The organism is Bdellovibrio sp. HCB-110 (assembly GCF_047323225.1).
GTDB lineage: Bacteria > Bdellovibrionota > Bdellovibrionia > Bdellovibrionales > Bdellovibrionaceae > Bdellovibrio.
The window spans coordinates 1,791,480-1,815,590 of sequence record NZ_CP178750.1; the positions used below are offsets into that span (position 1 = coordinate 1,791,480).

Below are 24,111 nucleotides of genomic sequence, written 5' to 3' on the forward strand. Positions count from 1 at the left end.
TTGGATATGTCCGTACAAAAACACTCGTGTCTAGTTGTCGGTGCCGGTTGGATGGCGCAGGAATACCTTAGGGCTGGAAAATTTATTCCTAATCTTCAAATGTTTTTTTGGGCCCCATCCGAAAAGAACCGAAATAAAATTGAGGAATTAGGCGGGCATTTTTCTACCGACCTAGATGAGCTGATCGCTAAGTATCAGCCAAAGTTTGGCGTTGTTGCGTCTTCTGTTGAAACGCTGCCCAGAATGAGCATTACTCTTTTGGAAAAGGGCATTCAGAATCTGTTAATTGAAAAGCCTGCTTTTATGAAGCAATCCGACGGATTAATGCTTAAAGAAGAATCTCGTGGTCGTAAAGTGTTTGTTGCTTTTAATAGAAGATTTTATGCGTCAGCCACAATGGCACTTAATATGATTAAGCAAAATAATGAGAAAATGAAATCCGTGCATTTTGAATTTACAGAGTTGGCGGCAGACATTGAGAATAATGCAAAATTCCCTGAGGAAGTTAAAAATCATTGGGCGTTGGCTAACAGCTCACATGTCATTGATTTTGGATTTTTCCCAATAGGTCTACCTAAGGCAGGTGAATGGTGTGCTACTCAAAGCGGAAAGTTACCATGGCATCCGTCAGCCGCTGAAATGGTCGGAAGCGGAGTCTCTATAAAGGGCATACCCTTTAGCTATACGGCGAATTGGTCGGGGGTGGGGCGTTGGTCTGTAGAATGGGTGACTGATAAAACTCGATATATTTTTAGACCGATGGAAAAGCTCCAAGTGCAGCGTTTAGGTTCTTTTTCATATGAAGAAATTTCTTTGAACTGGAAATATGAAGGGGCCAAACATGGTTTGGTTGAACAGCTTGATGGATTTATAAACGGAATTGACAGTGACCGGCTACTGTCAATTGAGGAATCGTTGAAGTTGCATGAAGTAGTTTCAAAAATGGCTAATTATCCGATTTAATGGATGTCGCAGAGTTAATATTTAAAACTAAATTATATTGGGCTCCAGTAATTCACGACTTTGAAAGCTCAGATGAATTACTGCTGAGTCTGACCTATCCTTTTGCTCCGGAAGATACCATTCAAGACTCTCTCAACAAAACAACATGGCGTGAGGTTTTTTTTCTTTTTTGCCGTTTGTTTATACGAATCGTTAAGGGAGTATATGGTTTATATTCGAAAAATCAATTTTTCGAATATAAAGATCAGCTATTTTTAGTTAACACTTCAGTGCATTTACGAGTTGCCCAAAAATGGGGTTACAATCCAACTGCTATTCAGAGAACGGAATTAATGTCTTTGAATGGTCGCGTGGTGGTGATGTCTAAAGCTTTTTTACATTCTTTTGTGCGAATAAACCGGTTGTTGGCACACTTTTTCTACAGACGGCAAAGCCCAAGGGTAAAGGCCTTTTTGTTATTGAATTATATCTGTGAAAGTATAATTGCTTATCTTTGGGGATGTGAGCTTTCGCATCTTTGTAGGCACAAGCTTTATCGGGAAGTGCTCTGTTTTGAATCTGGTGCTGTGTACGTCGCAGTGAAAAATGCATCAGAAGAAAAATCTATATCTTACTGCTATATCCAACACGGCCTCCACGATATTGTTACGGTTCCAGGAAGGTTTAAACACAACTTTCTTTGGGATTTTTGGGACCGAGATTATATTCAGTGTTTTTATAAAACAATAGGAGCCTGTTCATTTTCAAGTTTGCCGCTAAGCCACGAAGTAAAAGACAATTCTGTTAAAGTGTTATTTGTTCTAGAGTACGGAGCAAAAGGAATTGGCGAAAATGAAATGAGAAAATGGTGGCATGAATTAGCAAAGGAATTTTTGAATTTCGGCTATGAAGTGATTTTGAGACCCCATCCAAGGGATGTTTCCGATTGGTTTAAAGAAATTCCCCATACTTCCTTAGATAATGGGACGAAGGATATTGAGCAAACTTTGAGGGAAAATAGAATAGGAATTGTGGTTTCAATTGCCTCTGCAGCTATGATATCCTCTGCTAAGAATGGTATTGCAACTTTTTATAAAATTGATTCAAGAAATCGAACTATTTTTTCACCCTTTAATTGTTACGCATTTCCGATCACGTCCTTTAATGATTTAAAGTGGTTTCTAAATGCCAAGTCGGAAGATCGCCAGGCCCTTGTGGGTGAAAAAGTTAAATTTCTAAAATTAGGTTTGATAGATGGAAAGTCCTAAAACTGTTTTATATTCACCTGCGGCATTTCATTTGTTTATCCCTCCGTTTCTTTCTGTGGCAGCGGATCTTAAAAAATCAAATTCGGACATTCGTCAGGTAATAATTCTAAATTTTATGGATAGAAACTTTTCGGAAGGTGATTTCAAAACTATCAATGAGATTTTGGATAGTGGACTTTTTGAAGTATACGTAGCTTACAGTGGTGCTAGTCAAAAAGGGTTTTCTTCGAGAATTGAACGATGGTATGTAGCCGATTTATCTCGTTCAATTCAATTAGATGTGCCGGTTACTCCCGGAGGAAAACCAGTTTGGTTAATCAGACCCGCTTGGCCTGTAGGATTAGGAAGGAAATTTATTCCTTTTGATGGAATCCGTTGGTCGATTTTGGATTTTTTAAAAACTGTAGTACGCGAGTGGAGGATCTTCAAACAGTACATCAGGTATCAAGCGCCAGCTATTTCCTATATTTTCAAATTTAAACGGTGGGTACATAGAGCTAAAGCTTATAGAGGCAAATACACGATACTCGCTTCGTTTTTAGATAAGTTAAAACCTGATGTAGCTGTTTTTGGCTCTGATCAAGGTGAGACGATCAACCTGTTGCAAATGGAAATTTTAAAAGAATTGAATACCGAGATCGTTGTTTTGTCTGTTTGTGACATAGAAAAAGAAAATAAACTTCTGCGATGGAATCATTCTTTAAGTAATTTTTTCGAGAAACTCGGACGTTTCGGAAGATTTTTAAAAGCTGTTACTTGGAAAGGGAATGTAATCGGCACCTTTGATGATCAATCACTGATTTTTGCTACATCTGCTCAGATGGTAAAGAAGTTAGAATCGGCTGGAATTTCAAAGGATAGGGTAAAGTCGGTCGCATTGCCAATTGTTGGTGCCAATGAGGGGGAAATAAACAGATTGAAGTCTGTGTTAAATTGGAAAGAGGGGGATTTGGTGGTTACTGTTTTTACCGAAAATTTACGCCCTCTTTACGGTTTTGATTATGACAAATCGTTTTTTGAAGGAATTAAGCCAGGTCTGGATGGCATCATTGGCAAGGGTATTAGAGTCTGTTTTAAATTGCATCCGCACGAAAGTGCCGAAACGGAAGCTTTAATTCGGAAAGTCTTTGGTGATCCGCGCTACATTGTAAACCGCGATATAAATTACTTAGCCTTTGTTCAGTTAAGCGAAATTTGTGTTGCTCATTTTTCCAGAGTTCTTGTAGAGGCAATACAAAGGAAGAAACCAATTATTTCTTTTAATATTTTATCTGATACAAGGACTTTTCTTTCCGGCCAGTTTAAGGAGAAATTTGAGCTAACTAGATTTGATAATTTTAAAGCCAGACTCGACAACCTAATATTTGATTTTGATTTTAGAAAGTCATACTTAAAGTCCATTGACGATTTAAGGTGCGAATTAAATGAAGGCCATGGCAAGGCCTCAAGTGAAGTCATTGTTGATTTATTAGCGGAAAGAAAAAATGATGCGAATTTTATACATTAACCATTATGCAGGGTCTTTGTCCCTTGGGATGGAGTTTCGACCTTTCTTGATTTCAAGAGAGTGGAAAAAAATGGGTCATGATGTGAAAATTATTGCGTCTGTATTTTCTCACTTGCGACAGGTCAATCCTAAAGTCGATCGTGATTTGGAGATTACAACTGAAAATGGAATAACATATCAGTGGATTCGGACTCCCCAATATCATGGAAACGGGATCTTAAGATTCATAAATATCTTAGTCTTTGTTGTAAAACTTTTTCTATATAGAAATAGAATTTGCTGTGACTTTGTTCCGGATATCGTAATTGCTTCTTCGACATACCCATTAGATGTCTTGGTGGGATATTTTATTTCAAAAAAGTATAAGGCTAAATTAGTGCATGAAGTACACGATTTATGGCCATTGACGCTTCTGGAACTTGGAAAATTTAAGAAATGGCATCCGTTAATTGTGGCTTTTCAATTTGCCGAGAATTTTTCATGCCGGAATGCTCACAGAGTAGTCAGTATGTTAGAGAATACATTTTCCTATCTGCAGGAGAAGGGGTTAAGTAGGGATAGGTTCGTCTATGTTCCAAATGGAATAGTTAAAGAAGACTTTGGAAACTCAAAATCTGCACCGCCCCAGGAGATGATTTCGCTGTGTGAGGATTTAAAACAAAAAGGTTTTTTTATTTTTGGTTACGCTGGGGCTATTGGTGTAGCGAACGCTATGGAGTTTGTTCTGGAAGCCATGAAGCAGTTGAGAAATGAAAAAATAGCGCTAGTTTTGGTCGGAAAAGGAGAAAAGAAGCTTGGGTTATCGAAATTTGCCGAAGAAGAAAAATTAGAGAACGTCTATTTCTTCGACTCTATACCGAAAAGTCAGGTGGCTGACTTTTTAGGTACAGTGGACGCCGCTTACATTGGATGGCATGCGAGACCAATTTACAGATTTGGTATTAATCCAAACAAAATTTTAGATTATATGATGGCTGGGCGTCCTATTTTTCATTCTGTCACTGCCGGAAATGACTGGGTGCTGGAGGCAAAGGCCGGTATTTCTGTACCTGCCGAAAACGTGGATGCAATTGCGCATGGGCTGCGCGAAATGTCTCAATTACCCAGTTCAAAATTACAAGAAATGGGAGAAAACGGGAAAAATTTTGTTAAAGCTAACCACTTATATGAAAACTTGGCTAAGCGCTTCCTGCGCGGATTATATTAGCTTGCCGGGATGTATTGAGCCTGCTACGCGTAGTCTATGAATGATTTTTTACCGTTTGCGCTTCCTGATATTGGCGATGAAGAGATTGATGAAGTTATTTCGACGCTTAAGTCGGGGTGGGTCACAACAGGTCCGGTGACTAAAAAGTTTGAATCAAATTTTGCTAGCTACCTTGGTGGTGGCGTAGAGGCAATTTCTGTTAATTCTGCAACTGCGGGACTCCATTTGGCCTTAGAAGCTTTAGGGATTGGTCCCGGTGATGAGGTTTTGACAACGGTTTATACCTTTACCGCTACCGCGGAAGTTGTCAGATACCTTGGTGCTCATCCAGTTTTTGTAGATATAGATCCTAAAACTTTGAATATCGATGTAACAAAGATCGAAGAGCGAGTTACAAAGCGAACTAAAGCAATTATTCCAGTGCATTTTGCCGGTTTGCCCTGTAATATGGACGCTATTTTTTCAATCGCAAAAAAACACAATCTTAAAATTGTTGAGGATGCCGCCCATGCATTACCTGCAAGATATAATGGGCAATTGATTGGCACCCTGGCCTCAGATGTGACGGTTTTTTCCTTTTATGCGACTAAAACAATGACCACTGGTGAAGGTGGGATGATTGTTACCCGTGATGCTATGGTTGCCCAACGAATTAAAACTATGCGTCTGCACGGTATAAATAGAGACGCCTTTGATAGATACACTTCTAACAAACCGTCGTGGTTTTATGAAGTTGTAGCTCCTGGTTTTAAGTATAATTTAACCGATATTGCGTCTTCAATTGGTATTCATCAATTAACAAAATTAGAAAATTTCCGCGAAAAACGTGCGAAAATGGCTTTACTATATGATGAAAATTTAAAAAAAATGCCTCTAACACTTCCAGCCAAACCTAACGATAACTTAGCACATGCTTGGCATCTATATACAGTTCGTTTGAATAATATGGATCGCGATCAGTTTGTCGTAAAGATGGCTGAAAAGGGTGTTGGAACAAGTGTCCATTTTATCCCACTGCATCTGCAGCCTTATTGGAGAGATACTTACAAATTATCGAGTCAGATGTTTCCTGTGGCCTCTGAGGTGTTTAGTAATGTGGTAAGTTTGCCGCTTTATACCCGTATGAGTTCTAGTGATCAAATGAGAGTTGTTGATGCAATGTCTGAAATTTTGAGAAAGTCATGTGGTTAGGAAAACGATTTTTCGATTTTATTTTATCGTTTATTGGGCTTCTTTTTTTATCGCCACTTTTTTTACTTTTGAGTTTTTGGATCATTATTGATTCGCGTGGTCCAGTTTTTTTTCGACAAGAACGTGTTGGCTTGAATGGACGTATTTTTAGAATACATAAATTTCGAAGTATGATCCGTGATTCATCGGTAAAGGGCTTACAAATCACTGTTGGCAACGATCAGAGAATAACGAAAGCTGGAAAACTTCTTAGAAAATATAAGCTGGACGAATTGCCACAGCTCATTGATGTTTTATACGGGAAGATGAGCTTTGTTGGACCGCGACCAGAAGTTCCAAAGTATGTAGCTTTCTATAGTGAAGAGGATCGAAACATTTCTCTTGCGGTGCGTCCGGGGATTACAGATTTAGCCTCAGTACACTTTAAGAATGAGAGCGAGATCTTGGCGCTATCTGAGAATCCTGAAAAAGAGTATATTGAGAAAATACTTCCGATGAAACTTAAGTATCATCGACAATATGTGGAATCGGCTTCTTTGTCTGGGGATTTGAAGTTGATAATTCATACTCTTAAGACGATATTTATCGCTCGTTAGAGGTTTTTTATGTTCAGTAAAGTGGCAGGTTTATCTAGAAGAGTTAAAATTCTATTGATGCTCTTTTGTGACACTATTTTGCTACCGGCTGCTTTATGGTCTTCGATTGCATTGCGAATTGGCTCATGGGATCCAGATGTCTCGTCGTATCAATGGTTGTTTTTCGTAATTCCATTTGTGACGGTTCCTATTTTTATTCGTATCGGTCTTTATAGGGCCGTCATTCGCTATCTCAATGACAAAATTATTTACACAGTTTTTTACGGCGTAACTCTTTCTGTTTTGGTGATAGCCATGGTCGTTGTAATGGGTAGAGCAACGGCCTTACCTCGATCTTCAATTTTGATATATTGGTTAATTGCATTCGCATATATCGCGGCCAGTCGTTTTTTCGCGCGTGCTCTGATTATGAAGTTAGAACGAATTCAAGATTTTCGACAGCCAGTGGCTATTTACGGAGCTGGGCGAGCCGGAATGCAGACCGCAGTTGCTTTGATGTCCGGCATGGAGTTCAGGCCAGTTGCTTTTTTTGATGATAACGAAGATCTTCAAGGAACTAACGTCGCCGGAATGAGAGTTTATCATCCTAAGGATGCACTAGATATAATGGCGAAAAAAAAATGCCGACAGCTTTTAATTGCAATGCCGTCTGCAACCCGAAGTAGAAAAAGGGAAATTATTGAGCAGTTTGAAGGCAAAAATCTTATCTTAAAAACTCTTCCGGGAATGGGAGAGTTGGTTGATGGCCGAGTTCATGTTGAAGACATTCGCGAAGTTGGTGTTGAGGACTTATTGGGGCGTGATCCAGTTCCGGCATATGGTGATCTTATGTCCAGTTGCATCAGGGATCGAGGTGTTTTGGTAACTGGTGCCGGAGGATCTATTGGATCTGAGTTATGTAGACAGATTGCTCTGAATTCTCCGCGGTTGTTAATTTTATTCGAACAAAGTGAATATGCTCTTTATAAAATCGAGCAAGAGATTCTAAAGCTTTATCCGCACTTGAAAATTCAAGCTGTTTTAGGTGATGTTCTAAATAAATCTCATTTGCATAAGGTCATGCAGGAGTTCAAGGTTAACACAGTTTATCATGCTGCCGCCTACAAGCATGTTCCCCTGGTTGAAAGTAACATAGTTTCGGGGATAAGAAATAATGTGATTGGAACGTGGAATGCGGCTGCAGTGAGTATAGAGTCGAAGGTAGAAAGCTTCGTATTAGTATCCACCGATAAGGCAGTTCGGCCAACAAATATCATGGGTGCTTCCAAAAGACTGGCAGAGCTTGTTTTACAAGCAATTGCCAAAAATGACCCTGTCTCTACAAAATTTACGATGGTTCGATTTGGAAATGTACTGGGTTCTTCTGGCTCAGTAGTGCCTCTTTTTAAAGAACAAATTCGTGCCGGCGGCCCTATCACAGTTACACATCCTGAAGTGACACGCTTTTTTATGACCATTCCTGAGGCGGCTCAGTTGGTTTTGCAAGCAGGCGCCATGGGAAGAGGCGGTGACGTTTTTGTTCTCGATATGGGTGAGCCAGTTAAAATTACTGATCTTGCGCGCAAGATGGTTGAATTAAGCGGCCTTGAGGTGCGTGATCCAAGGACCGGTATTGGGGATATTTCAATTGAGTATGTCGGACTTCGTCCCGGAGAAAAGTTGTATGAAGAGCTTCTTATCGGTGAAAAAGTCGAGAGAACTTATCACCCTCGAATTTTAAGAGCGGTGGAGGGTATGATAGAGCCAGTTTTGCTATTTTCTAAATTAGAGAGAATGATGAAAGCCTGTGACGAGGAGAATGTACCTTTAGTGATGAGTTATCTTCGAGAGTTAGTTCAGGAATATAATCCGACGAAAGATGGTCAATTTAAATAATATTTAAGCCTCCACGTGTCTAAGTGTGGGTCGTAGGATGGAATAACTTCTTTTATCCAGAAGTGGGGAATTGGAACCAAGGCCTTTTGCGAAATATTCCTAAATCATCGCAAAGTCTATTTCGTATATAGTATATGTTGCACAGTCTCAATCGTCTGACTATATCACGCGTGTGATAATGCTCCTACGACGAAGAGAAGAAGTTAGTTTGAAAATATTGAAAAAAATTGGAACTATGTGGATGCCAAAAATTAGTTTTTATTTAGTTCAACTCGTTTGGCGATTTCTGAAATAAGTTGAGGCATGATTCGTTGTGAGCCTGTTAGCGACAGGTGATTGTCGTCGCGATAAAAAATTAAATCCGATGTGTTGGCGACATACGTTGATGTCTTGCTATCCAGAAGGAGTCCTATGATGTCAATGCAAATGACCTTGGTGCTTTTGCAAACATTGTCAAAGATTTTTCGAGTTTCAGGGGATTGGTTTAGCCATCCCTCCGCAGATAAACTGATACGTTCCTCCTTGTTTGGAAATATCTTTTTCAGTCGGGCTAAAAACAGAGGAGGATTTACGGGCATTTTTGGAACAGGTCCTAGAATGATGACTGTTTTATTGGCACGGATAAGCGAATGGAGCGTCTGTTTCCAAAGATCTAACAACGATGCTGAGGTTTTTGGTTCGACAATTTTGTCATCAAAATAACCAACCCAGAACGCGTGTATAAAAATAATCTGGATTTCCTTTTTAGATACAAGGTACTGCGTTACTAAGTCTGCATTTTGTTCACACTTTCGGTGTACCTTCGTTGTAATTACATGCTGAATGGGTGGACACCCTTCAATAGAGAATTGTAGAGTCGAATATCCATATGAGCCAAGGCCTTCAGCGAAAGGTACAACAATTTGATCAGAGTGGCTGTCTCCCCACAACACTGCTGTCTTTTTGTATTCGGGATGGTATCGGCAGGCCCGAGAAGGATCTAGTATGTTCGAAGTGCGGCATTTTGAGGCTTGTGGGTTGTTGTCGTATCTGAATTCCAGGGCTCTTTTTGCATCTGCATTGAGACTTTTTGAATTTTCATTTCTAAGTTGGTTGAGTGAGGAAAAGTAGAGAAAACCCGCAGCTGCGAAAATCGTAGTATAGGCCCAGACTTTGTAGGTTTCCCTTCGTATAAAAATGGATTCAATAAACCTCCACGAAAAATATGAGAGAATAATGGATAGAAGAATTCCTAATAAGGCTTCCTTGTCATTTAGCTCTCTTCCCATTATCGTGCGAGCGTAAGCCATTACAGGTTGGTGAATGAGGTAAAGGCTGAATGAAATTTTTCCGAGAAAAATTAAGCAGGAATTTTTTAATATATTATAGCTGTTAGCAGAAGTCTTCGAAAGAATGATAAGGGCGGCTCCAAGTGTAGGAGCAAGAGCTGCAGGGCCAGGAAAATTTGATAATGAATTAAAGGTAAAAATGGAAAGCCCAATCAAAATAAGACCGAAATGAGTCCATAGATTTTGCAATCGATCATTAAAACTCCATGGTGCGTAAAAGAATAAACAAATTCCCAAATAGAATTCCCATATTCTTGAAAAGAAAGAAAAATAGTACTCGTGTGGGTGTCGTACAGTAATCAAGAAAGTAGTTGATAGAAGGATTGCCAACAGTACGGTTACAAATTTAATTCCATACCTTGTCTTTGGAGCTCTGAGAAGGGGAATCCCCAATAAGGGGAATGCAAGATAAAATAGTATTTCAATGGATAAACTCCAGAAATGAATAAGTGGACGGTAGGCAGTTGAAATGTCGAAGTAATTCACCGAGTTTGCCCAGGTATGAGAAGTAAGAGTGAGAATACTTTGAACGGAGTTAGAAAGATTTGCTATTTCTTCCGGCAGTAGGACTAGTGTTCCGATAATCCAAGTGACGAGGCAAACAAAGATAGCGGCCGGTGCGAGCCTTTTGAAGCGTCTTACGTAGAAATCTATAATTGCACTGGCTAAGTTTTTTCTACTTGAAAAAAAAGAGGAAGCCACAAGGTAGCCGCTTAGTACAAAGAAGATATCAACTCCTGCATAACCTCCAGAGAAGACGCTGGGGTACGCATGAAAGAACAACACAGCAAGTACCGCGACGCCTCTGAGGCCGTCAAGTTCGGTTCTGTGTCTCTGTTTGTTTTGAAATGATAAGTTATTAAGCACTGGCATACTATCTTTAATTATACCAACTAGGTTACGCTAGCTATCTTTCCAAGCAATGGCCTGGCGCGCCATATGGACAAAGGTAAGAACTTATAATCAAGCCCCATAGGAATTATTCAAACGAATATGACGCTTTTAAAGATGGTTTCGCGGGCGATTATATAAACCGTGAAACTTAAATACCAACGGCATTTCCGTATTGGGATTATTAAAAATTATAAGAAAGTCGAGTAGAAGATGCATAAGTAGCTTAAGTAAGCTTCGCCCCTCGTCTTAACGAGGGGCGATCAAATTATTTCTTAATAATGTAGTTCACGTAAATATTAATAGGACGAGTTTCGCTATCACCATTACTAATGCTAACATTAGTATTTGCGGTATTCGTGTATCCCTGATTTGGATTTAAAGAAGTTACTCCAAGGACTCCGCCTGGGGTTGCGGATCCAGATCCTAAGCCAGTGTAGTGAGCATGACCGGGGTCGATAATAGATAATCCATTCTTGCGAGTGGCCTGTCCCTGGATTGATCCAACTGCATTTCCGGAGTTACCTCCTCCATTATTGGGGCTTGTAGCATACGGCCGTGCTGTTTTGTCGATATCCCTTCCAGCAGTGCCATCTACTCCACGCATGAATCTTCCGCGAAGGTCCGGAACATTGAAAGCGGTTCCAGCGGCGTGGTTAGTATTAGTTCCATCAGCATTCTTTGTTCCATCTCCAAAGGCGGTCCCGATAGCAGCATGAAGATCTGGATGGTCCGCGATTAAATATGCTGCTCCGTCAGCAAGCAAGAATCCTGATGGTGCAGCGGTTCCGCCAAACGGAAGAATTACGCCCGCAGGTAAAAGTGACTCACCAGCGGAAAGCTTATTCCAGTTGGTTCCGTCAAAACCATAAAACTGTTCGTCTGAAGTTTGATAGACAATTTCCCCTCTCTCTTCATCATCCACTTGATTTACGTTTTTAACTGTTGGAGCTACAAATCTCAGGCCCATAGTGCGAAGTCCGTCGCGTTTTTGAGCGAAAGCTACAACGCTCACTAGTAATAAAGCACCCAGTATCATTTTCTTCATATGACCTCCTTGTCATTTTTTTGTAGACAAATTTTGATTTGTTTATAAAGGAGAGTCCACTAAAGAAATTTTGTTTGGGGTCGTGCGTGAAAACAGGTTTAAATAAAATTTCGGTTAAAACCTCACCCGAACCCCAATCCCCACATCCAAATCAACTCCGTCTTTGGCACTAAGTCCATCGCCAAAGACACCTCACCAAAAATCTCAACATTGGGATTAGTAAAATTATAAAGAAGGCCCAGGGGAGCACGAGGCCCGAGGGCGATTTCGCCATCGCGATCACCTTTGCTAATCGCGATCAAGCGAACCCCAAGCCCATAATACAACTCAATAGGCCCTTCCGAAGTCGCAAAAGAACGCGTACGATCCCAAAGGTAAGTGGCATGCACATGCATCCTTCGTGAAATCTGAAAAAATATGGCGAGGAAGCGACAAAGCTTTATCAATATGCTCACGCAATGTTGGCAAATCTTATTGAAGGAAACCGAGTGCGTCCCCAGTCTTTGGTGGGCATTTTCGAAGCGAAATCCCAAGATGACGAGGTCTTAGTCTTTGATGAGGCGGGCGCTATAATAGAAAAACTTCGTTTTGACAGGCAAACGCGCAAGAAAGTTGCGAACAATGACACTTACTATTGCTTACCTCATTTTGTAGCTCCACTTGAAGTTCAGCGGCGGGATCACATTGGTGTGTTCGTAGTAACTGCAGGAGAACAAATCGAAATTGCCAAAGAGTTTGAAATGGATAATGACGATTACTCTTCGATTCTTGTTAAGGCCATCGGTGATCGTATCGCGGAGGCGTTAGCTGAATATACTCATAAAAAAGTTCGGGGGATCTTTGGAATTAAAGAAGATCTATCCAATGAAGATCTGATTGCCGAAAAATATCGAGGCATTCGTCCGGCCCCGGGATACCCCGCTTGTCCTGATCACAGTGAGAAGAAAAAGATGTGGAAACTGTTGGGAGCTGATGAACGAACTTGTGTGCGTCTAACAGAGAACTTCGCGATGACTCCGCCATCTAGTGTGTCCGGTTACTACTTTATGCATCCGGATGCGAAGTATTTTGCGATTTAGGGCGAGGTTAGAACCTCACCCTAACCCCAATACCCGCAGCCATCACTTTTTAAATCTTGATTTACATATTATTTACATATATAGAATTCAGTGAAACAGAGAGATGAGGTGACTCTATCTCTAGATTTTAGGCAAAAAAAACCCCAGGCTTCGATCACCTATATTTCAAGGGAGAGGAACTTCCTGGGGACTACATAAACAATATCGGTCTTTTAGGAGTGAAATGCAAGGCCAATTAAAAAAATCACGTCTCATTTCAAGAATTTCTAAGGAAAGATTAGGTAGTTACGGGTATTTAGATGAACAACAACTGGATTCTATCATAGCCAAATACCTCTGGAATTGTGCTTTGTCTGAGTCATTGTATGAGTCTCTGCACTGGTTGGAAATATCACTCAGAAATAACATTCACACTGCAGCGTCTCATGTGTGGGGAAATTCCTGGCTTACTAACGGTCAGTTACTTGCCCCTGAACAGCGACTCGTGGACGAAGCCCTTGAGCGACTTATAAAAGAAGGGAAGAAAACCAACCCCGAAGATATCACAGCCGCATTGAATTTTGGGTTTTGGACTTCGCTTTTTCGAAAAGATTACGAACAAAAACTGAGGCCAATCTTGCCGAGGATATTTCCTTATGTGACACCAGCGTCAGACCGGACAAGGAAAATTATTTCGGATAGATTGAACACAATAAGAAAATTCCGCAATCGAGTTTTTCATTTCGAGCCAATTATTAGTTACAAGCCCGAGATCCGCTATGGAGAGATTAAGCAGGCGATGGAATGGATGGCGCCAGAGTTAATTCCTTTTTTAGAATTAAATTGTGGTTTTTCTGCTGAGTTTGCAAAAGGGGATGCCCACTATGTCAGTGAAGTTAAGAAAATTCTAGATTTAATGGAATGAAGATTCATTTCGCCGTGGAGAACACCCTCTCAAAAATAAAACTGCGTCCCCGCAAGCATCGTAAACACCTGCTGCGACTTCGTGATCACATGAAAATCCTGATTAACACGCTCAATAGCATGTCCACGGCCACCGGTGTAATACCCACCAAAAGTGTAAGCAATTTTATTATCCGCTATGAAAACAAAATTTGCACTGACGCCGGCCTGATCCACTCTTTCTCCCTGAAGGCGTTTTAGATTTTCATCCGGCTTCGGGTAGGGGGAAAGATTTGAGAAAACGCCTAAACGGACTTTAAACCAATCGGTAAAGGTTTTTTCCAGCCCTAAAGATAAATTCGCCACCGCATTCCTGACAACAAAAGATCCCCGATCATCGTAATCAATAATTTCGTAGGAGTAGCCTTCATAAGCATCCATGGTTGCGGCCCAGACCCATCCATTCAGCGCGTGTGAAACTCCCAAAGAAAGTTTTGCAGGTATAAAAATCGCGGAACTCAGATCATTGCGATTTACTTGTTCCGACGAGTAGGGATTTGTTTTTGTCAACGATTCAAAGTAAGTGGCATTGCTTGAAATAGGTATACCTCGAACGCGAACGCTGGCGCCAAAAGTCCATTCTGAATTCGGAGTCAGCATGTAACCAAAAACCGGAACCAAAGCATTCTCTGTGAGAGTTTCTTCTGAATTAAAAAGAATGGCTTGAACGGTGTCGGGATAAGTTCGATCTTGAATTGAACGAGTAAAGCTCCGCGCAGCATAATAAAGTGTAATTCCCCAGGCACTCTTTTCATTCAATGCTCTAGAAAGAGTCGGGCCGACCCATAAAGACTCATCGGTGTAAGTCAGTGTACTGGTGTTTTGCGAAGAGGATTGCAGGTCTCCCTTGAAAGTCTCGTATTCCGGAACAAGAATCGAGAGCCCAAATGTCCATCCTTCCTTGCGAACCACGTTTCCAGTTGAAGCGGGAAGAGATCTAAAAAATCCAGAACTTACTTTAAGTGGTGTCTGCGTATAGTCAGTTTCGGAGCCGTAATTGGTATCATACTTCTTGTAGATACCGACCGCTGCAGAAAAAGCGGCGCCTTCAGATTGTGACAAAAGAGCAGGATTGTAAAAAGCTGCCGAAGAAACATCTAACGGCAGTGCTGTTCCAGCTCCACCCATGCCGGCGGCGCGATCGCCGAGTAGGACAGAGTTGTAATTTGCAAACTGTGCGTAACTGAAATTCCAACAAAGAAGCAGTTTCAAAATGATGAGTAACATTATAGGAGACTAGCATTCGAAAAGCGGCCCCTCAATCCGGATAAAGTTGTTTTTGGGCGACTTTTCGTGCTCGGAATACCTTTGTTTTATTAAAAGTTGCCTTTAGGCAACTTTTTGTGGACTTTTCGAACATTTCCTATAAAATGTTGATTGTAGGCAACTTTTAGGGGGTTAGATGGAATATACGCGTATTACAAGTCCTTCCCAGCTTGCAGGAGAAGTGCGAAGGGTTCGTAAAGAGCAGGGTATTACAAGTGAAAAACTGGGACAATATGCGGATCTTTCCCGATATGCCGTTTTAAACTTCGAGAATCAAAAATCAGACATCAAGCTCTCAACTTTGCTGAAAATACTTAAGCTTTGCAACATCGAGATCTATTTCAAGGTCAAAAGAAAATGAAGCACCCCTTAAATGTCTTTTATAAGAAAAAGCATGTTGGCCAATTGGTGAAAAAAGCTGACGATACTTTGGGATTTAGTTACTCGCAGAGTTGGCTTCAGGATAAAGAAAAATTCAGTCTTTCTCCGGCTCTTCCCTTGCAAGAAGAAGAGTTTAATAATCGTATTACGAAGTCTTATTTCGATAATCTTCTTCCAGAAGGTGGCACTCTCAAGGTCTTTGAGAAAATTCTAAAAAAAAGTTTTGAAGACCCTTATCAGCTTTTGGAAAGCTATGGCTTAGATTGTGCCGGAGCATTGGAAATCACTCCATTAGATCGCCCGCCCGAAGATGAAAAACTAGGAAGGCTTGAAAAGCTTTCTTTCCGTGAGATTGATAAAGTCATAGAAAATAAAGAAAGTCTTTATATTCACAGCCTCGTGAACCATAAAGGCCGATTTTCACTAGCAGGGGCTCAGGATAAGATCCCTGTCGTCGTTCATGATGGCGAAATGTATATTCCTGTTGATGCGACACCTACGACCCATATTTTAAAGCCTCCTGCACGACTTCAAGGAGTATTGAACTCTGTTCAGAATGAATATTTATGTATGAGTTTGGCGCAGCTCTGTGGGTTAAGTATTCCTGGAATACAAATAGTGGGTGAAGAAAATCCATTATTTCTTATTGAACGTTATGACAGGAGAATAATTGCAGGCAAAGTGGAGCGCGTTCACCAATTCGACTTGTGTCAGGCTCAGGGTATTCCGTCGGCGGAAAAATATGAGGAAGATGGAGGTCCAACTTTTGCGCAGAACTATAAAACGATTGAAAAAATCTCTGACAATAAAATTCCTGATTTAGAATTTGCGCTAAAGTGGTTGGCTTTTAATTTGTTGATAGGAAACAACGATTCTCATTCGAAAAATTTGTCTTTTCTATATGAGAATGGTGCAGTAAGTTTGGCACCTGTTTATGATTTGCTTTCAACAAGCATTTACAAGGATATGTCTCCTTCCTTTGCATTTTCTATCGGTGGCCAGCGTTTGGCAGCGAAAATGAAGAAACAGAATTTTCAGATATTGGCGCAAGACTTGGGCTTTGAAAAGCGACAAGATATCTTTCTGAATACTCTCAAAAAGATGACAGAACTCGTAGAGGAAAGCTCAGAAATCTTGTGGCAGAATACAAAGGATGATTCGCATTTTAAATTCGTGCAAAAAGATCTTCGCGAAGAAATAAAAAAACGCGTCAATTTGTGGAAGAGTGCGGTTAATTAAAACCTCACCCTAACCCCAATCCCCACATCCAAATCAACATCCGTCTTTGGCACTAAGTCCATTGCCAAAGACACCTCACCAAAAATCTCAACATTGGGATTAGTAAAATTATAAAGAAGGCCCAGGGGAGCACGAGGCCCGAGGGCGATTTCGCCATCGCGATCACCTTTGCTAATCGCGATCAAGCGAACCCCAAGCCCATAATACAACTCAATAGGCCCTTCCGAAGTTGCAAACGAGCGCGCACGATCCCAAAGATATGTGGCATGCACATGCAGTCCTTCATAGTGTCCTGTTGAATAAGCCAGAGCTCCTTCTAGAGAGTGCTGACCATCCATACCAAGTCTTCCGGAGATACCCGTAGGGTCACCAATCACGGCGCCCACCGCGGCCTCTGCGTGGGCATGTTGAATTCCAAGAAGTGATAACAAAAGAATGAATATAAAGAAAAGCTTCGTCATGAAGTCCCTCCGCTGATTGATTATGCCAAGAGAAATCAAGGACTCCAGAGTTTCTTGTTGGCATGTTTCAAACCGAGTGATGCTGTCGAAAGCTTAGTCAAAAAACATAGAATTTTAGTGTGACAATACAGATTTACTTGAAAAGTAAACCTACCAGGTGTACCAATTTTAAATTGGAACTGTTTACGATTGCAAAGGTGAATAAACATGAATTCTAAGAAGAAAAGCCCAGCAGTTCGAATTCTTGAAAAGAACCTTGGGGAGTCTTTAAGTTTTGGTCTTCGTTTGTCATCGCTACGAAAATCTGAAGGCGAAACTCTAGAAGTATTTGCGGGAAAACTAGGTATTTCCAAACAGCATCTCAATGATATCGAGAAAGGTAAAAAAGCAGTGAGCCCTGAGCGAGCAGCCCGCTTTGCACAAATATTAGGTTTTGCAGAAGACAGATTTATTCAACTTGCTTTGCAGGATCAGCTAACACAAGCGGGTCTCAACTATAAAGTTCATGTTTCGTAGTAAATTATTGATTTACACATTATTTACATATAAACATATTATTGAATAGGGCGGCTGCTGGGAGGTTCGGTAGGGCTATTAAATGTCTCTAACTAAGACTTCAATCCTGTTTAATGCCAAATAAAATGCTTTTAAGCATGAAAAAATCAAGAAACTTGAAAAGTTCAAGTTTCTAGCCGATATTAAAGAAGGATGACGTGAACTGCATAGATTATCACGATGCTTTGAAAAAGCTTTATGAGGAAGAACCCGATAATGTTGTAGTTAGTCACAACCCAATGACTGATAGGTACAACAGAGCTTACGAAAATTTAGAAGCCCTCATAAACACTGGCGAGGCTCTTGGGTATACCGAAAGAGTGCCTGGCGATGTGATTGAATTAGTTCTTTTTTGTGAAGCTAAGGATTTTGATAAAAATAATTCGATGCCGGGTGAATATGGAGTCTTTCGGTTTAAGTTCGTAGTTCATAAAGAAACTGTATTTGCTGACGTGGCTGAGCTTTTTGCTTTTTATGATGGTGAACCGAGCTATGAAGATCAAGGCAATCAAGCTATTTACGAGGTTGATGAGGCCGAGAAGTTATTGAACCAAAATGGACATAAATCTTGTTGGTGAAAAAATGGAAATGAAAAGATCAAAACTGACTACGAAGACGGAGCACAACTACAAAATGTTAGTCGCAGGGAAAGAACGTATACTTCCTGAGATTATATTTACGGTCAGTCCATTTGATGGCGGTAAGACAATTTCTGCGACGGAATATAAGCGTATCTATTCGGTAGTTTGTGCAGAAGTTTTATCTGATTTGCAAACGCCCTTAATATACGAAGAGTTGGAATTATTGCGAAAGCATTTTCAGATTACTCAGAGTGAAGTTGCCAAAATTTTAGGACTAGATGAGAGTACCGTAAGTAAATGGCGCAAGCAGCAGGGCGCATTAGAAATGGGGAACTCTCGTCTATTAAAAGAGTTTTTTGTTAATAAACTCATTAAAAAGCAAAGTGGTAATAGTAGAGCTACTGAAGTTGTTATCCTCATCAATGGTGAACGGCATGAAGTGTCGCCTAGTGGGGATCTTGTGGCAAGTGTCTCTGAAATTCTGGTAAGTGTGGTGGCAGAGAACGAAGCGACTAATGAGGGGCAACGTTTACAATCTTTCTTTAAGAATAGTTACGAAGGACGTAATATTTCCTCTAGAGTAATTAAGAAGTCACCAATTCAATATAGAAGAGTTGAAGTGGCAGATTACCTTAAAGAGTCTTAGGGGTATCATATGGAAAAGAAAACGACATTTTTAAAAGTTAAAGAGCTGGAAAGCTTACATCTGATCGCTTTGGATTTTTGTCAGTACATACAGGCACAATACGAAGAGCAAGGGCAATATGATTTACGCGATCCGAAAATTGATCAAGGTGTGAATTTAGGAGTTCGTAGTGTGATTTTACTTCTTTCTGAATTGTTGCTGACAGAAAAAGGGCAGTTCGAGAAAGAGAAGATTCAAATTCTATTGAAGAATATTAAAAATAAAGAAGAAGGAAAGGCCTATTAGCTTTATGAAAAGAAATAAGCCTAAGAATAAGTTTTCTAAACTAAAAAAACGAAAAGCATTTTATAAATGCGATCCAAAAAAATTGTTCCAAAACGATTGGTTAAAATATTGGAAGTCGGACCTTCGCTGATTATCTCGGTTTAACAATCAATTCCTTATACCCCGTATGCCCATCCTCCTCACGCCCAAACACTAAATCCTGATTCTCCAAAAGCACAATCTCCGCCGTCGTAAAAATCTCGCAGCCATCCATAAGATGTCCACCAATCACACTGCCTTCGAAATTGCTCACTGAAATATGCAAATGAATGCCTTCAGTGCCTAAGGTTCCATTCAAAGAAATAATCTCAAAGGGCCCCTGAAATTCGACCACATCTTTGCCTCCCGACAGACGAATGTGCGCCTTAGTGAGGCTTCCCACGGAACTCAGGACGCAGGCCGCATGGAGGTGATGCAATTGGCAATAATAAAGAAGTTCTTTTTTAAGGTCTTGCCCGGGTCTCAAACGGAAACAGTGGCTTGTTACAGCGCTGGAGTAAGGTTGAGTTGCCATTTAAAAACCCCCTTTTATTAACGAAAATAGAACATAGTTTGCTTTGATCCTCTCTCGGAGAGGAGTATTATTAAAAAATAGCCCTCTCACCAGAATAGGCAAAATATGAAAGTATATTCTGATATTACAAAGACGATTGGTCAAACCCCCTTGGTCGAAATGCAAAGAATCGGGAAGGGACTTCCTGGAAAATTGCTTTTAAAATTGGAGTTCTTTAATCCGTTGGCTTCCGTGAAGGATCGCATCGGTCTTGCTATGATCGAAGAGGCCGAGCTCACGGGTAAATTAAAGCCAGGTATGCAGATCATTGAGCCCACGAGTGGAAATACCGGAATTGCGTTGGCCTTTGTTGCCGCAGCAAAGGGTTATCCTATTACGCTTGTGATGCCTGAAACAATGTCCCAAGAAAGACGAACTCTTTTACTCATGCTCGGCGCAAAAATTATTCTGACTCCGGGTCCTCTGGGTATGAAGGGCGCCATTGCAAAATCAATGGAGCTTGCAGAGAAAACTCCCAACAGTTGGGTGCCAGGACAATTTGACAATCCAGCCAATCCTGCGATTCACAAAGAAACCACCGCTCTTGAAATCTGGAACGACACCGATGGAAAAGTCGATATGGTGATCAGCGGTGTTGGAACATCTGGGACTATCACAGGTGTAGGGCAAGTTCTTAAAGCGAAAAAGCCAAGTGTAAAAATGATCGCAGTTGAACCCGCGGAAAGCCCGGTTCTCTCTGGAGGAAAACCTGGTCCTCATAAAATTCAAGGTTTGGGGGCGGGATTTGTTCCAAGCGTAATGGACCGTTCGGTCGTCGATGGAGTTGAGCAAGTTTCATCTGAAGAATCCATGAAGGTCGCACGCGAAGTTATTAAAACGGAAGGAATCCCCGTGGGAATTTCCTCAGGTGCTGCTATTGCTGCGGGACTTCGTCAGGCTTCGCGCGAAGAAAACAGAGGGAAATATATTGTTGTTATTATTCCAAGCACAACAGAGCGGTACTTGTCGACGTTGCTCGCAGAGCAAGAACGCCAAGAAGCGCAAAGTTTGCAAGTGGCCACAGTGGATGAAAGTTATTTAAGTAAAGTGAAGTAAAAATGGTTCCGTATATTGTTCCTGCGAAAGAAAAAGTCTTACTGAAGATCGGCGAAGGGGAGATTTTAACTCCTGTCGCGCCGTCGGAGTTTGATATTTTCGTATGGAATGTCTACAAAGGCCAAAAAGCCCATATCTTTGAAAATGATTTTAAAAGGCTTGGAGAGGGAAAGGACTTTATCCTTCTTCAAGAGGCTATCTTAGACCAGCGTATGCCAAAAATTTGGAAAGAAGATTTTTCTTCATACGAATGGCATCTCGCTCAAAGTTTTCACTACAAAAAAGATCTTTCTAGTACCGGCGTTGCGATTGGTTCGAAACTTCGTCCCCATGCGGTTGATTTTATTCGCGCAAAAACAAGAGAGTTCTTTTGGCTTACGCCTAAGCTCACTTTGTTTAACGAATACGACTTTGCAGGAACTAAAGTTCTTGTTGTATGCACCCACGTTCTTAACTTTGTGACATTGGGAGCTTTTTCGAATTCGCTCTATGAGATTGCAGAAAAAATTTCTGAATTCAAAGGACCGATTATTCTGGCTGGGGACTTTAATACATGGAACTTCAAGCGTTACATGATTATGAAAAGTATTTTTAGGGATTTGCACCTTGAGCACTTGGATCTGGAAGATGACGGGCGGGTATTAAAATTAGATCACGTTTTCATCAGAGGTTTTGAGGTGGTTAAGGCTCGGGTTCACCACACTATCGTAAGTTCAGATCACTTTCCTTTAGAGATAAAGTTGAAATTCCAGTAATTGCAAATAGTTATCTCTTCATCAGGCGGCCATATTTTGTGGATATTTAAATATGACCATGTTATTATGACCATAGTCTTTTATGGTGGAGATTGTAATCTATGGCAAAAAAAATTCCTGCGGGAGAGTTTAAGGCGCAATGTCTAATGCTTATGGATCGTGTTAAAAAATACGGTCAAGCGGTGACGATCACCAAGCATGGGAAACCGGTCGCGAGATTGGTGCCTGCACAGGATGAAGTATTGGAGAAAGTGCAAAGCCCCTTTGGGGTGATGGCTGGAACGGCCGAGATCAAGGGTGATATCGTTAAGTCCACAGGTGAGAAGTGGAGTGCTGATGAAAAATAATGGTCTTTTACTTGATACCCACGCCTGGATTTGGATTGTGACGGGTTTGGAAAAAATGGCGAAAGGCTCCTCACGCAAAGTAGTTGAAAAAGCTTTTATCGACGAGACTTTGATGATTTCGGCGATTTCTCTGTGGGAGCTCTCTATGCTTGAAGCAAAGGGACGGCTTGCTTTAAGTGAGCCTTGTTTGGATTGGATTCAGCATTCTATTGAAAAATTAAAGCTCGAAGTTGTTCCAATTTCCCCTGAAGTGGCAGTGGAGTCTACACGTCTGCCGGGAGGATTTCATGGTGATCCCGCTGACAGGATCATAGTGGCTACTGCCCGAAAAAATCGTTTTACGCTATTAACCCAAGACGAACTTATTCTTTCGTACGCTCAGCAAGGGCTCGTTAATTCTTTGAAGTGCTATTGATATTATGTGCCCACTTCCAAAGTCCATCCGGCGAAAGCCCTGGTGTCCCCTCAAGCTTCCAATAACTCTTTGGCCAAACTTTTTTATTAAACTTCATTGGATGAGTTGGAACTCCTAAAAGTTTCCCAATCAGCTCCGTGCAGTAAAGAGCATCATCACTCCAAGAATACCAAAAATCAAAAGGTCGGCCCATGTAAGGAGCGACTTGGGAAAGGTGAACGTTCTGAGGGATTTCAACAATCTCAGCAATGACACCACGGTGTTGGAGTTCTTCCCAAGAAACAATAGCAACACCTTCGCCAGGATAAGCGTTCAGCCACTTGTCACCAATTTCATCAAATTGAATAGCCGTGTGAGAGAATCTTCCGCCCGGTTCGTATTGGACAAGCTCTCCATTGCGATCATAAAGCTCTAGAAAAGCAATGCGCGATTTTGCAAAAGCCGGGGAACTCAAAGATAGAAAAATCAGTATAAAACCAAGGCAAGTTTTCATGCTGGTTTTTCTACTTTTAAAGCCCTATGAAGGCAAGGGATTGTGCAGGGTTATTTACCAGCGCCTCTGCGCGCAAGCCAAAGCGTGGGAGATTTTACAAGAGTCACGAGTTCTCCTCCGATAGCTGCACCAAAAAGCCACAAAACGCCGGCTTCAAAAGTAACTTCATGGCTCACCAGAGCCAAGCCACCTAAGGAGATCAAGGCGAGGGTAGAAATGCTTAAAACCCGTGAGCGAAGAATCATCAACCATTCGTCGCGTTTTAAAATGGCGCGAGCCATTAAGAAAGAAATTGAAAGATACAAAGCTCCGCAAAACGTATTACAGAACTGCGGACTGATTTTCATAAAGTAGTGCATAAGTCCGCCGCCATCAAAGAACAACTGCACGCCGAACTGAGAGCAGCTCATCAAAGTGACAAATGAACCCAATAAATGTGCAACACCCAACTTCGTCGCCACCTTCCAGGCAGAAGGAAGTTCTTTTGCAAGTTGTGAATGAATTTTGGAAAGAACAAAAGAGGAGCCTGACGTTTCCGCCGGGTCATTCACAAAAGACTCAAAATCTTTTTTTATGTCTTTCACAATTTTCCTCTCTGCTTCAGCTTCCGGGCCTGCGACCCTCCAGCGCTGCCAGGCACAAGCCGGTCACGCAACATACGAAGACTGCGGCTGACGATCTGGCGAATATTGCTCTCGGATTCTTTAAGGATCTCTGCAATTTCATTGTATTCCAGTTCGTCCAGGTAGCGAAGCTTCATAACCTCTTGCTCTCGGGGTTTTAATTCATTTAGTAGAGCCTGAGCTTCGTCCTTCGACTCTATTATAGGAACGGACACGTCTGTTTGTGACAAAGAATCGTCCCACTCCGTAAAATCCTTAATCTCGCGATTTCTATAGTCTTTTAATTCGCTGCGAGTAATGACGTAGATCCAGGCCAGAGCCGAGTGACGGGGATCGTAAAGATGCTTTTTACGATGAAGCTGCATAAAAACAATCTGCAATAAATCCTCGGCACGTTCGGTAGAGAGGCCTCGACGGTGGGCATAACTCAAAACACGTCCCGAATGCCTCAAATAGAGATGATCCAAGGACTTATATTCGCCCTCGGACAACTTTATTAGAAGTTCTTCGTCTGTTAAGTCTTGCAGATTTTTTTTCATCAA

At 41.2% G+C, this 24,111-nt stretch carries 28 protein-coding genes; 19 read left to right on the forward strand and 9 right to left on the reverse strand.

Going from position 1 to position 24,111, the window contains the following annotated elements; all coding sequences use genetic code 11:
* Positions 1–6: 6 nt before the first annotated feature.
* The 7 genes from ACL934_RS08595 to ACL934_RS08625 are packed head-to-tail and all read left to right on the forward strand — an operon-like array spanning position 7 to position 8,586.
* Positions 7–963, forward strand: coding sequence for a Gfo/Idh/MocA family oxidoreductase (locus tag ACL934_RS08595; RefSeq protein ID WP_413613343.1), 957 nt, complete (start codon positions 7–9; stop codon positions 961–963).
* Entirely contained in the window at positions 963–2,210 is a 1,248-nt protein-coding gene (locus ACL934_RS08600) for a hypothetical protein (protein ID WP_413613344.1), read from the forward strand. The genes ACL934_RS08595 and ACL934_RS08600 overlap by 1 nt, the downstream gene beginning before the upstream one ends.
* The gene (locus ACL934_RS08605) at positions 2,197–3,717 is read left to right on the forward strand and encodes a hypothetical protein (protein WP_413613345.1); all 1,521 of its coding nucleotides are present in this window, start codon (positions 2,197–2,199) and stop codon (positions 3,715–3,717) included. The genes ACL934_RS08600 and ACL934_RS08605 overlap by 14 nt, the downstream gene beginning before the upstream one ends.
* Entirely contained in the window at positions 3,695–4,924 is a 1,230-nt protein-coding gene (locus ACL934_RS08610) for a glycosyltransferase family 4 protein (protein ID WP_413613346.1), read from the forward strand. Before ACL934_RS08605 ends, ACL934_RS08610 begins: the two co-directional genes overlap by 23 nt.
* Before the next feature lie 36 nt (positions 4,925–4,960).
* Complete coding sequence (locus ACL934_RS08615) at positions 4,961–6,115, forward strand: DegT/DnrJ/EryC1/StrS family aminotransferase (protein WP_413613347.1); 1,155 nt, start codon at positions 4,961–4,963, stop codon at positions 6,113–6,115.
* A complete protein-coding gene (locus ACL934_RS08620; protein ID WP_413613348.1) occupies positions 6,106–6,711 on the forward strand; it encodes a sugar transferase in 606 nt (201 codons plus the stop codon). The genes ACL934_RS08615 and ACL934_RS08620 overlap by 10 nt, the downstream gene beginning before the upstream one ends.
* A gap of 9 nt (positions 6,712–6,720) precedes the next feature.
* A complete protein-coding gene (locus ACL934_RS08625) occupies positions 6,721–8,586 on the forward strand; it encodes a polysaccharide biosynthesis protein (protein WP_413613349.1) in 1,866 nt (621 codons plus the stop codon).
* A 251-nt stretch (positions 8,587–8,837) separates the two neighbouring features.
* Here ACL934_RS08625 and ACL934_RS08630 read toward each other — a convergent pair whose 3' ends face one another.
* From ACL934_RS08630 to ACL934_RS08640, 3 genes are all read right to left on the reverse strand, one after another.
* The gene (locus ACL934_RS08630) at positions 8,838–10,787 is read right to left on the reverse strand and encodes an acyltransferase family protein (RefSeq protein WP_413613350.1); all 1,950 of its coding nucleotides are present in this window, start codon (positions 10,785–10,787) and stop codon (positions 8,838–8,840) included.
* Positions 10,788–11,073: 286 nt separating this feature from the next.
* Positions 11,074–11,853: a phage tail protein gene (locus ACL934_RS08635; protein ID WP_413613351.1), complete on the reverse strand. Its 780-nt coding sequence runs from the start codon at positions 11,851–11,853 to the stop codon at positions 11,074–11,076.
* 122 nt (positions 11,854–11,975) lie between these two features.
* The gene (locus tag ACL934_RS08640; RefSeq protein WP_374079956.1) at positions 11,976–12,242 is read right to left on the reverse strand and encodes a hypothetical protein; all 267 of its coding nucleotides are present in this window, start codon (positions 12,240–12,242) and stop codon (positions 11,976–11,978) included.
* An 18-nt stretch (positions 12,243–12,260) separates the two neighbouring features.
* Between ACL934_RS08640 and ACL934_RS08645 the strand changes: the two genes are divergently transcribed.
* Together ACL934_RS08645 and ACL934_RS08650 are read left to right on the forward strand one after the other, a co-directional pair.
* Entirely contained in the window at positions 12,261–12,932 is a 672-nt protein-coding gene (locus ACL934_RS08645) for a vitamin B12 dependent-methionine synthase activation domain-containing protein (RefSeq protein WP_413613494.1), read from the forward strand.
* 223 nt (positions 12,933–13,155) lie between these two features.
* The gene (locus ACL934_RS08650) at positions 13,156–13,836 is read left to right on the forward strand and encodes a hypothetical protein (RefSeq protein WP_413613352.1); all 681 of its coding nucleotides are present in this window, start codon (positions 13,156–13,158) and stop codon (positions 13,834–13,836) included.
* A 29-nt stretch (positions 13,837–13,865) separates the two neighbouring features.
* Here the strand turns inward: ACL934_RS08650 and ACL934_RS08655 are convergent, their stop codons facing one another.
* Positions 13,866–15,101: a hypothetical protein gene (locus tag ACL934_RS08655; protein WP_413613353.1), complete on the reverse strand. Its 1,236-nt coding sequence runs from the start codon at positions 15,099–15,101 to the stop codon at positions 13,866–13,868.
* Positions 15,102–15,276: 175 nt separating this feature from the next.
* Between ACL934_RS08655 and ACL934_RS08660 the strand changes: the two genes are divergently transcribed.
* Positions 15,277–15,501, forward strand: coding sequence for a helix-turn-helix domain-containing protein (locus ACL934_RS08660; protein ID WP_374079966.1), 225 nt, complete (start codon positions 15,277–15,279; stop codon positions 15,499–15,501).
* Entirely contained in the window at positions 15,498–16,760 is a 1,263-nt protein-coding gene (locus ACL934_RS08665; protein WP_413613354.1) for a type II toxin-antitoxin system HipA family toxin, read from the forward strand. Before ACL934_RS08660 ends, ACL934_RS08665 begins: the two co-directional genes overlap by 4 nt.
* Here ACL934_RS08665 and ACL934_RS08670 read toward each other — a convergent pair.
* The gene (locus ACL934_RS08670; protein ID WP_413613355.1) at positions 16,757–17,221 is read right to left on the reverse strand and encodes a hypothetical protein; all 465 of its coding nucleotides are present in this window, start codon (positions 17,219–17,221) and stop codon (positions 16,757–16,759) included. The genes ACL934_RS08665 and ACL934_RS08670 overlap by 4 nt on opposite strands.
* Positions 17,222–17,428: 207 nt before the next feature.
* Between ACL934_RS08670 and ACL934_RS08675 the strand changes: the two genes are divergently transcribed.
* The 4 genes from ACL934_RS08675 (at position 17,429) to ACL934_RS08690 (ending at position 19,288) form a co-directional block, all read left to right on the forward strand.
* Positions 17,429–17,737, forward strand: coding sequence for a helix-turn-helix domain-containing protein (locus ACL934_RS08675; RefSeq protein WP_413613356.1), 309 nt, complete (start codon positions 17,429–17,431; stop codon positions 17,735–17,737).
* A gap of 197 nt (positions 17,738–17,934) precedes the next feature.
* Positions 17,935–18,354 (forward strand): hypothetical protein, encoded by a 420-nt coding sequence (locus tag ACL934_RS08680; protein ID WP_413613357.1) that lies wholly within the window; start codon positions 17,935–17,937, stop codon positions 18,352–18,354.
* Positions 18,332–19,003 carry a hypothetical protein gene (locus tag ACL934_RS08685; protein ID WP_413613358.1) on the forward strand — a complete coding sequence of 224 codons (672 nt, stop codon included), beginning with the start codon at positions 18,332–18,334 and terminating at the stop codon, positions 19,001–19,003. Before ACL934_RS08680 ends, ACL934_RS08685 begins: the two co-directional genes overlap by 23 nt.
* Positions 19,004–19,012: 9 nt before the next feature.
* Positions 19,013–19,288, forward strand: a complete 276-nt coding sequence (locus ACL934_RS08690; protein ID WP_413613359.1) for a hypothetical protein — start codon at positions 19,013–19,015, stop codon at positions 19,286–19,288.
* 130 nt (positions 19,289–19,418) lie between these two features.
* On the opposite strand, the gene ACL934_RS08695 is transcribed toward ACL934_RS08690, so the two are convergent.
* Entirely contained in the window at positions 19,419–19,841 is a 423-nt protein-coding gene (locus ACL934_RS08695; RefSeq protein ID WP_413613360.1) for a PPC domain-containing DNA-binding protein, read from the reverse strand.
* A gap of 105 nt (positions 19,842–19,946) precedes the next feature.
* Between ACL934_RS08695 and cysK the strand changes: the two genes are divergently transcribed.
* The 4 genes from cysK (at position 19,947) to ACL934_RS08715 (ending at position 22,453) form a co-directional block, all read left to right on the forward strand.
* Positions 19,947–20,936, forward strand: a complete 990-nt coding sequence (gene cysK, locus ACL934_RS08700; protein WP_413613361.1) for a cysteine synthase A — start codon at positions 19,947–19,949, stop codon at positions 20,934–20,936.
* Between the two features lie 2 nt (positions 20,937–20,938).
* Positions 20,939–21,691: an endonuclease/exonuclease/phosphatase family protein gene (locus ACL934_RS08705; RefSeq protein ID WP_413613362.1), complete on the forward strand. Its 753-nt coding sequence runs from the start codon at positions 20,939–20,941 to the stop codon at positions 21,689–21,691.
* Between the two features lie 101 nt (positions 21,692–21,792).
* A complete protein-coding gene (locus ACL934_RS08710) occupies positions 21,793–22,038 on the forward strand; it encodes a type II toxin-antitoxin system Phd/YefM family antitoxin (protein ID WP_413613363.1) in 246 nt (81 codons plus the stop codon).
* Positions 22,028–22,453, forward strand: a complete 426-nt coding sequence (locus ACL934_RS08715) for a type II toxin-antitoxin system VapC family toxin (protein WP_413613364.1) — start codon at positions 22,028–22,030, stop codon at positions 22,451–22,453. The genes ACL934_RS08710 and ACL934_RS08715 overlap by 11 nt, the downstream gene beginning before the upstream one ends.
* Here the strand turns inward: ACL934_RS08715 and ACL934_RS08720 are convergent.
* From ACL934_RS08720 to ACL934_RS08730, 3 genes are read right to left on the reverse strand one after another with little or no spacing between them, the layout of a single operon-like run.
* The gene (locus ACL934_RS08720; protein WP_413613365.1) at positions 22,431–22,946 is read right to left on the reverse strand and encodes a YiiX/YebB-like N1pC/P60 family cysteine hydrolase; all 516 of its coding nucleotides are present in this window, start codon (positions 22,944–22,946) and stop codon (positions 22,431–22,433) included. The genes ACL934_RS08715 and ACL934_RS08720 overlap by 23 nt on opposite strands.
* Positions 22,947–22,996: 50 nt before the next feature.
* A complete protein-coding gene (locus ACL934_RS08725) occupies positions 22,997–23,530 on the reverse strand; it encodes a hypothetical protein (RefSeq protein WP_413613366.1) in 534 nt (177 codons plus the stop codon).
* Positions 23,527–24,108: an RNA polymerase sigma factor gene (locus ACL934_RS08730; RefSeq protein ID WP_374079998.1), complete on the reverse strand. Its 582-nt coding sequence runs from the start codon at positions 24,106–24,108 to the stop codon at positions 23,527–23,529. The genes ACL934_RS08725 and ACL934_RS08730 overlap by 4 nt, the downstream gene beginning before the upstream one ends.
* Positions 24,109–24,111 lie beyond the last annotated feature (3 nt).

What these genes read in the sequence shown, in the direction of transcription:
- ACL934_RS08710 (WP_413613363.1), top strand. Translation starts at nt 21,793, where the DNA reads ATGGCAAAAAAAATTCCTGCGGGAGAGTTTAAGGCGCAATGTCTAATG.
- ACL934_RS08670 (WP_413613355.1), bottom strand. Translation starts at nt 17,221, where the DNA reads ATGACGAAGCTTTTCTTTATATTCATTCTTTTGTTATCACTTCTTGGA.
- ACL934_RS08655 (WP_413613353.1), bottom strand. Translation starts at nt 15,101, where the DNA reads ATGTTACTCATCATTTTGAAACTGCTTCTTTGTTGGAATTTCAGTTAC.
- ACL934_RS08635 (WP_413613351.1), bottom strand. Translation starts at nt 11,853, where the DNA reads ATGAAGAAAATGATACTGGGTGCTTTATTACTAGTGAGCGTTGTAGCT.
- ACL934_RS08720 (WP_413613365.1), bottom strand. Translation starts at nt 22,946, where the DNA reads ATGAAAACTTGCCTTGGTTTTATACTGATTTTTCTATCTTTGAGTTCC.
- ACL934_RS08595 (WP_413613343.1), top strand. Translation starts at nt 7, where the DNA reads ATGTCCGTACAAAAACACTCGTGTCTAGTTGTCGGTGCCGGTTGGATG.
- ACL934_RS08630 (WP_413613350.1), bottom strand. Translation starts at nt 10,787, where the DNA reads ATGCCAGTGCTTAATAACTTATCATTTCAAAACAAACAGAGACACAGA.
- ACL934_RS08695 (WP_413613360.1), bottom strand. Translation starts at nt 19,841, where the DNA reads ATGGCAACTCAACCTTACTCCAGCGCTGTAACAAGCCACTGTTTCCGT.
- ACL934_RS08715 (WP_413613364.1), top strand. Translation starts at nt 22,028, where the DNA reads ATGAAAAATAATGGTCTTTTACTTGATACCCACGCCTGGATTTGGATT.
- ACL934_RS08625 (WP_413613349.1), top strand. Translation starts at nt 6,721, where the DNA reads ATGTTCAGTAAAGTGGCAGGTTTATCTAGAAGAGTTAAAATTCTATTG.
- cysK (WP_413613361.1), top strand. Translation starts at nt 19,947, where the DNA reads ATGAAAGTATATTCTGATATTACAAAGACGATTGGTCAAACCCCCTTG.
- ACL934_RS08650 (WP_413613352.1), top strand. Translation starts at nt 13,156, where the DNA reads ATGCAAGGCCAATTAAAAAAATCACGTCTCATTTCAAGAATTTCTAAG.
- ACL934_RS08615 (WP_413613347.1), top strand. Translation starts at nt 4,961, where the DNA reads ATGAATGATTTTTTACCGTTTGCGCTTCCTGATATTGGCGATGAAGAG.
- ACL934_RS08660 (WP_374079966.1), top strand. Translation starts at nt 15,277, where the DNA reads ATGGAATATACGCGTATTACAAGTCCTTCCCAGCTTGCAGGAGAAGTG.
- ACL934_RS08730 (WP_374079998.1), bottom strand. Translation starts at nt 24,108, where the DNA reads ATGAAAAAAAATCTGCAAGACTTAACAGACGAAGAACTTCTAATAAAG.
- ACL934_RS08690 (WP_413613359.1), top strand. Translation starts at nt 19,013, where the DNA reads ATGGAAAAGAAAACGACATTTTTAAAAGTTAAAGAGCTGGAAAGCTTA.
- ACL934_RS08665 (WP_413613354.1), top strand. Translation starts at nt 15,498, where the DNA reads ATGAAGCACCCCTTAAATGTCTTTTATAAGAAAAAGCATGTTGGCCAA.
- ACL934_RS08605 (WP_413613345.1), top strand. Translation starts at nt 2,197, where the DNA reads ATGGAAAGTCCTAAAACTGTTTTATATTCACCTGCGGCATTTCATTTG.
- ACL934_RS08675 (WP_413613356.1), top strand. Translation starts at nt 17,429, where the DNA reads ATGAATTCTAAGAAGAAAAGCCCAGCAGTTCGAATTCTTGAAAAGAAC.
- ACL934_RS08620 (WP_413613348.1), top strand. Translation starts at nt 6,106, where the DNA reads ATGTGGTTAGGAAAACGATTTTTCGATTTTATTTTATCGTTTATTGGG.
- ACL934_RS08600 (WP_413613344.1), top strand. Translation starts at nt 963, where the DNA reads ATGGATGTCGCAGAGTTAATATTTAAAACTAAATTATATTGGGCTCCA.
- ACL934_RS08685 (WP_413613358.1), top strand. Translation starts at nt 18,332, where the DNA reads ATGGACATAAATCTTGTTGGTGAAAAAATGGAAATGAAAAGATCAAAA.
- ACL934_RS08610 (WP_413613346.1), top strand. Translation starts at nt 3,695, where the DNA reads ATGATGCGAATTTTATACATTAACCATTATGCAGGGTCTTTGTCCCTT.
- ACL934_RS08705 (WP_413613362.1), top strand. Translation starts at nt 20,939, where the DNA reads ATGGTTCCGTATATTGTTCCTGCGAAAGAAAAAGTCTTACTGAAGATC.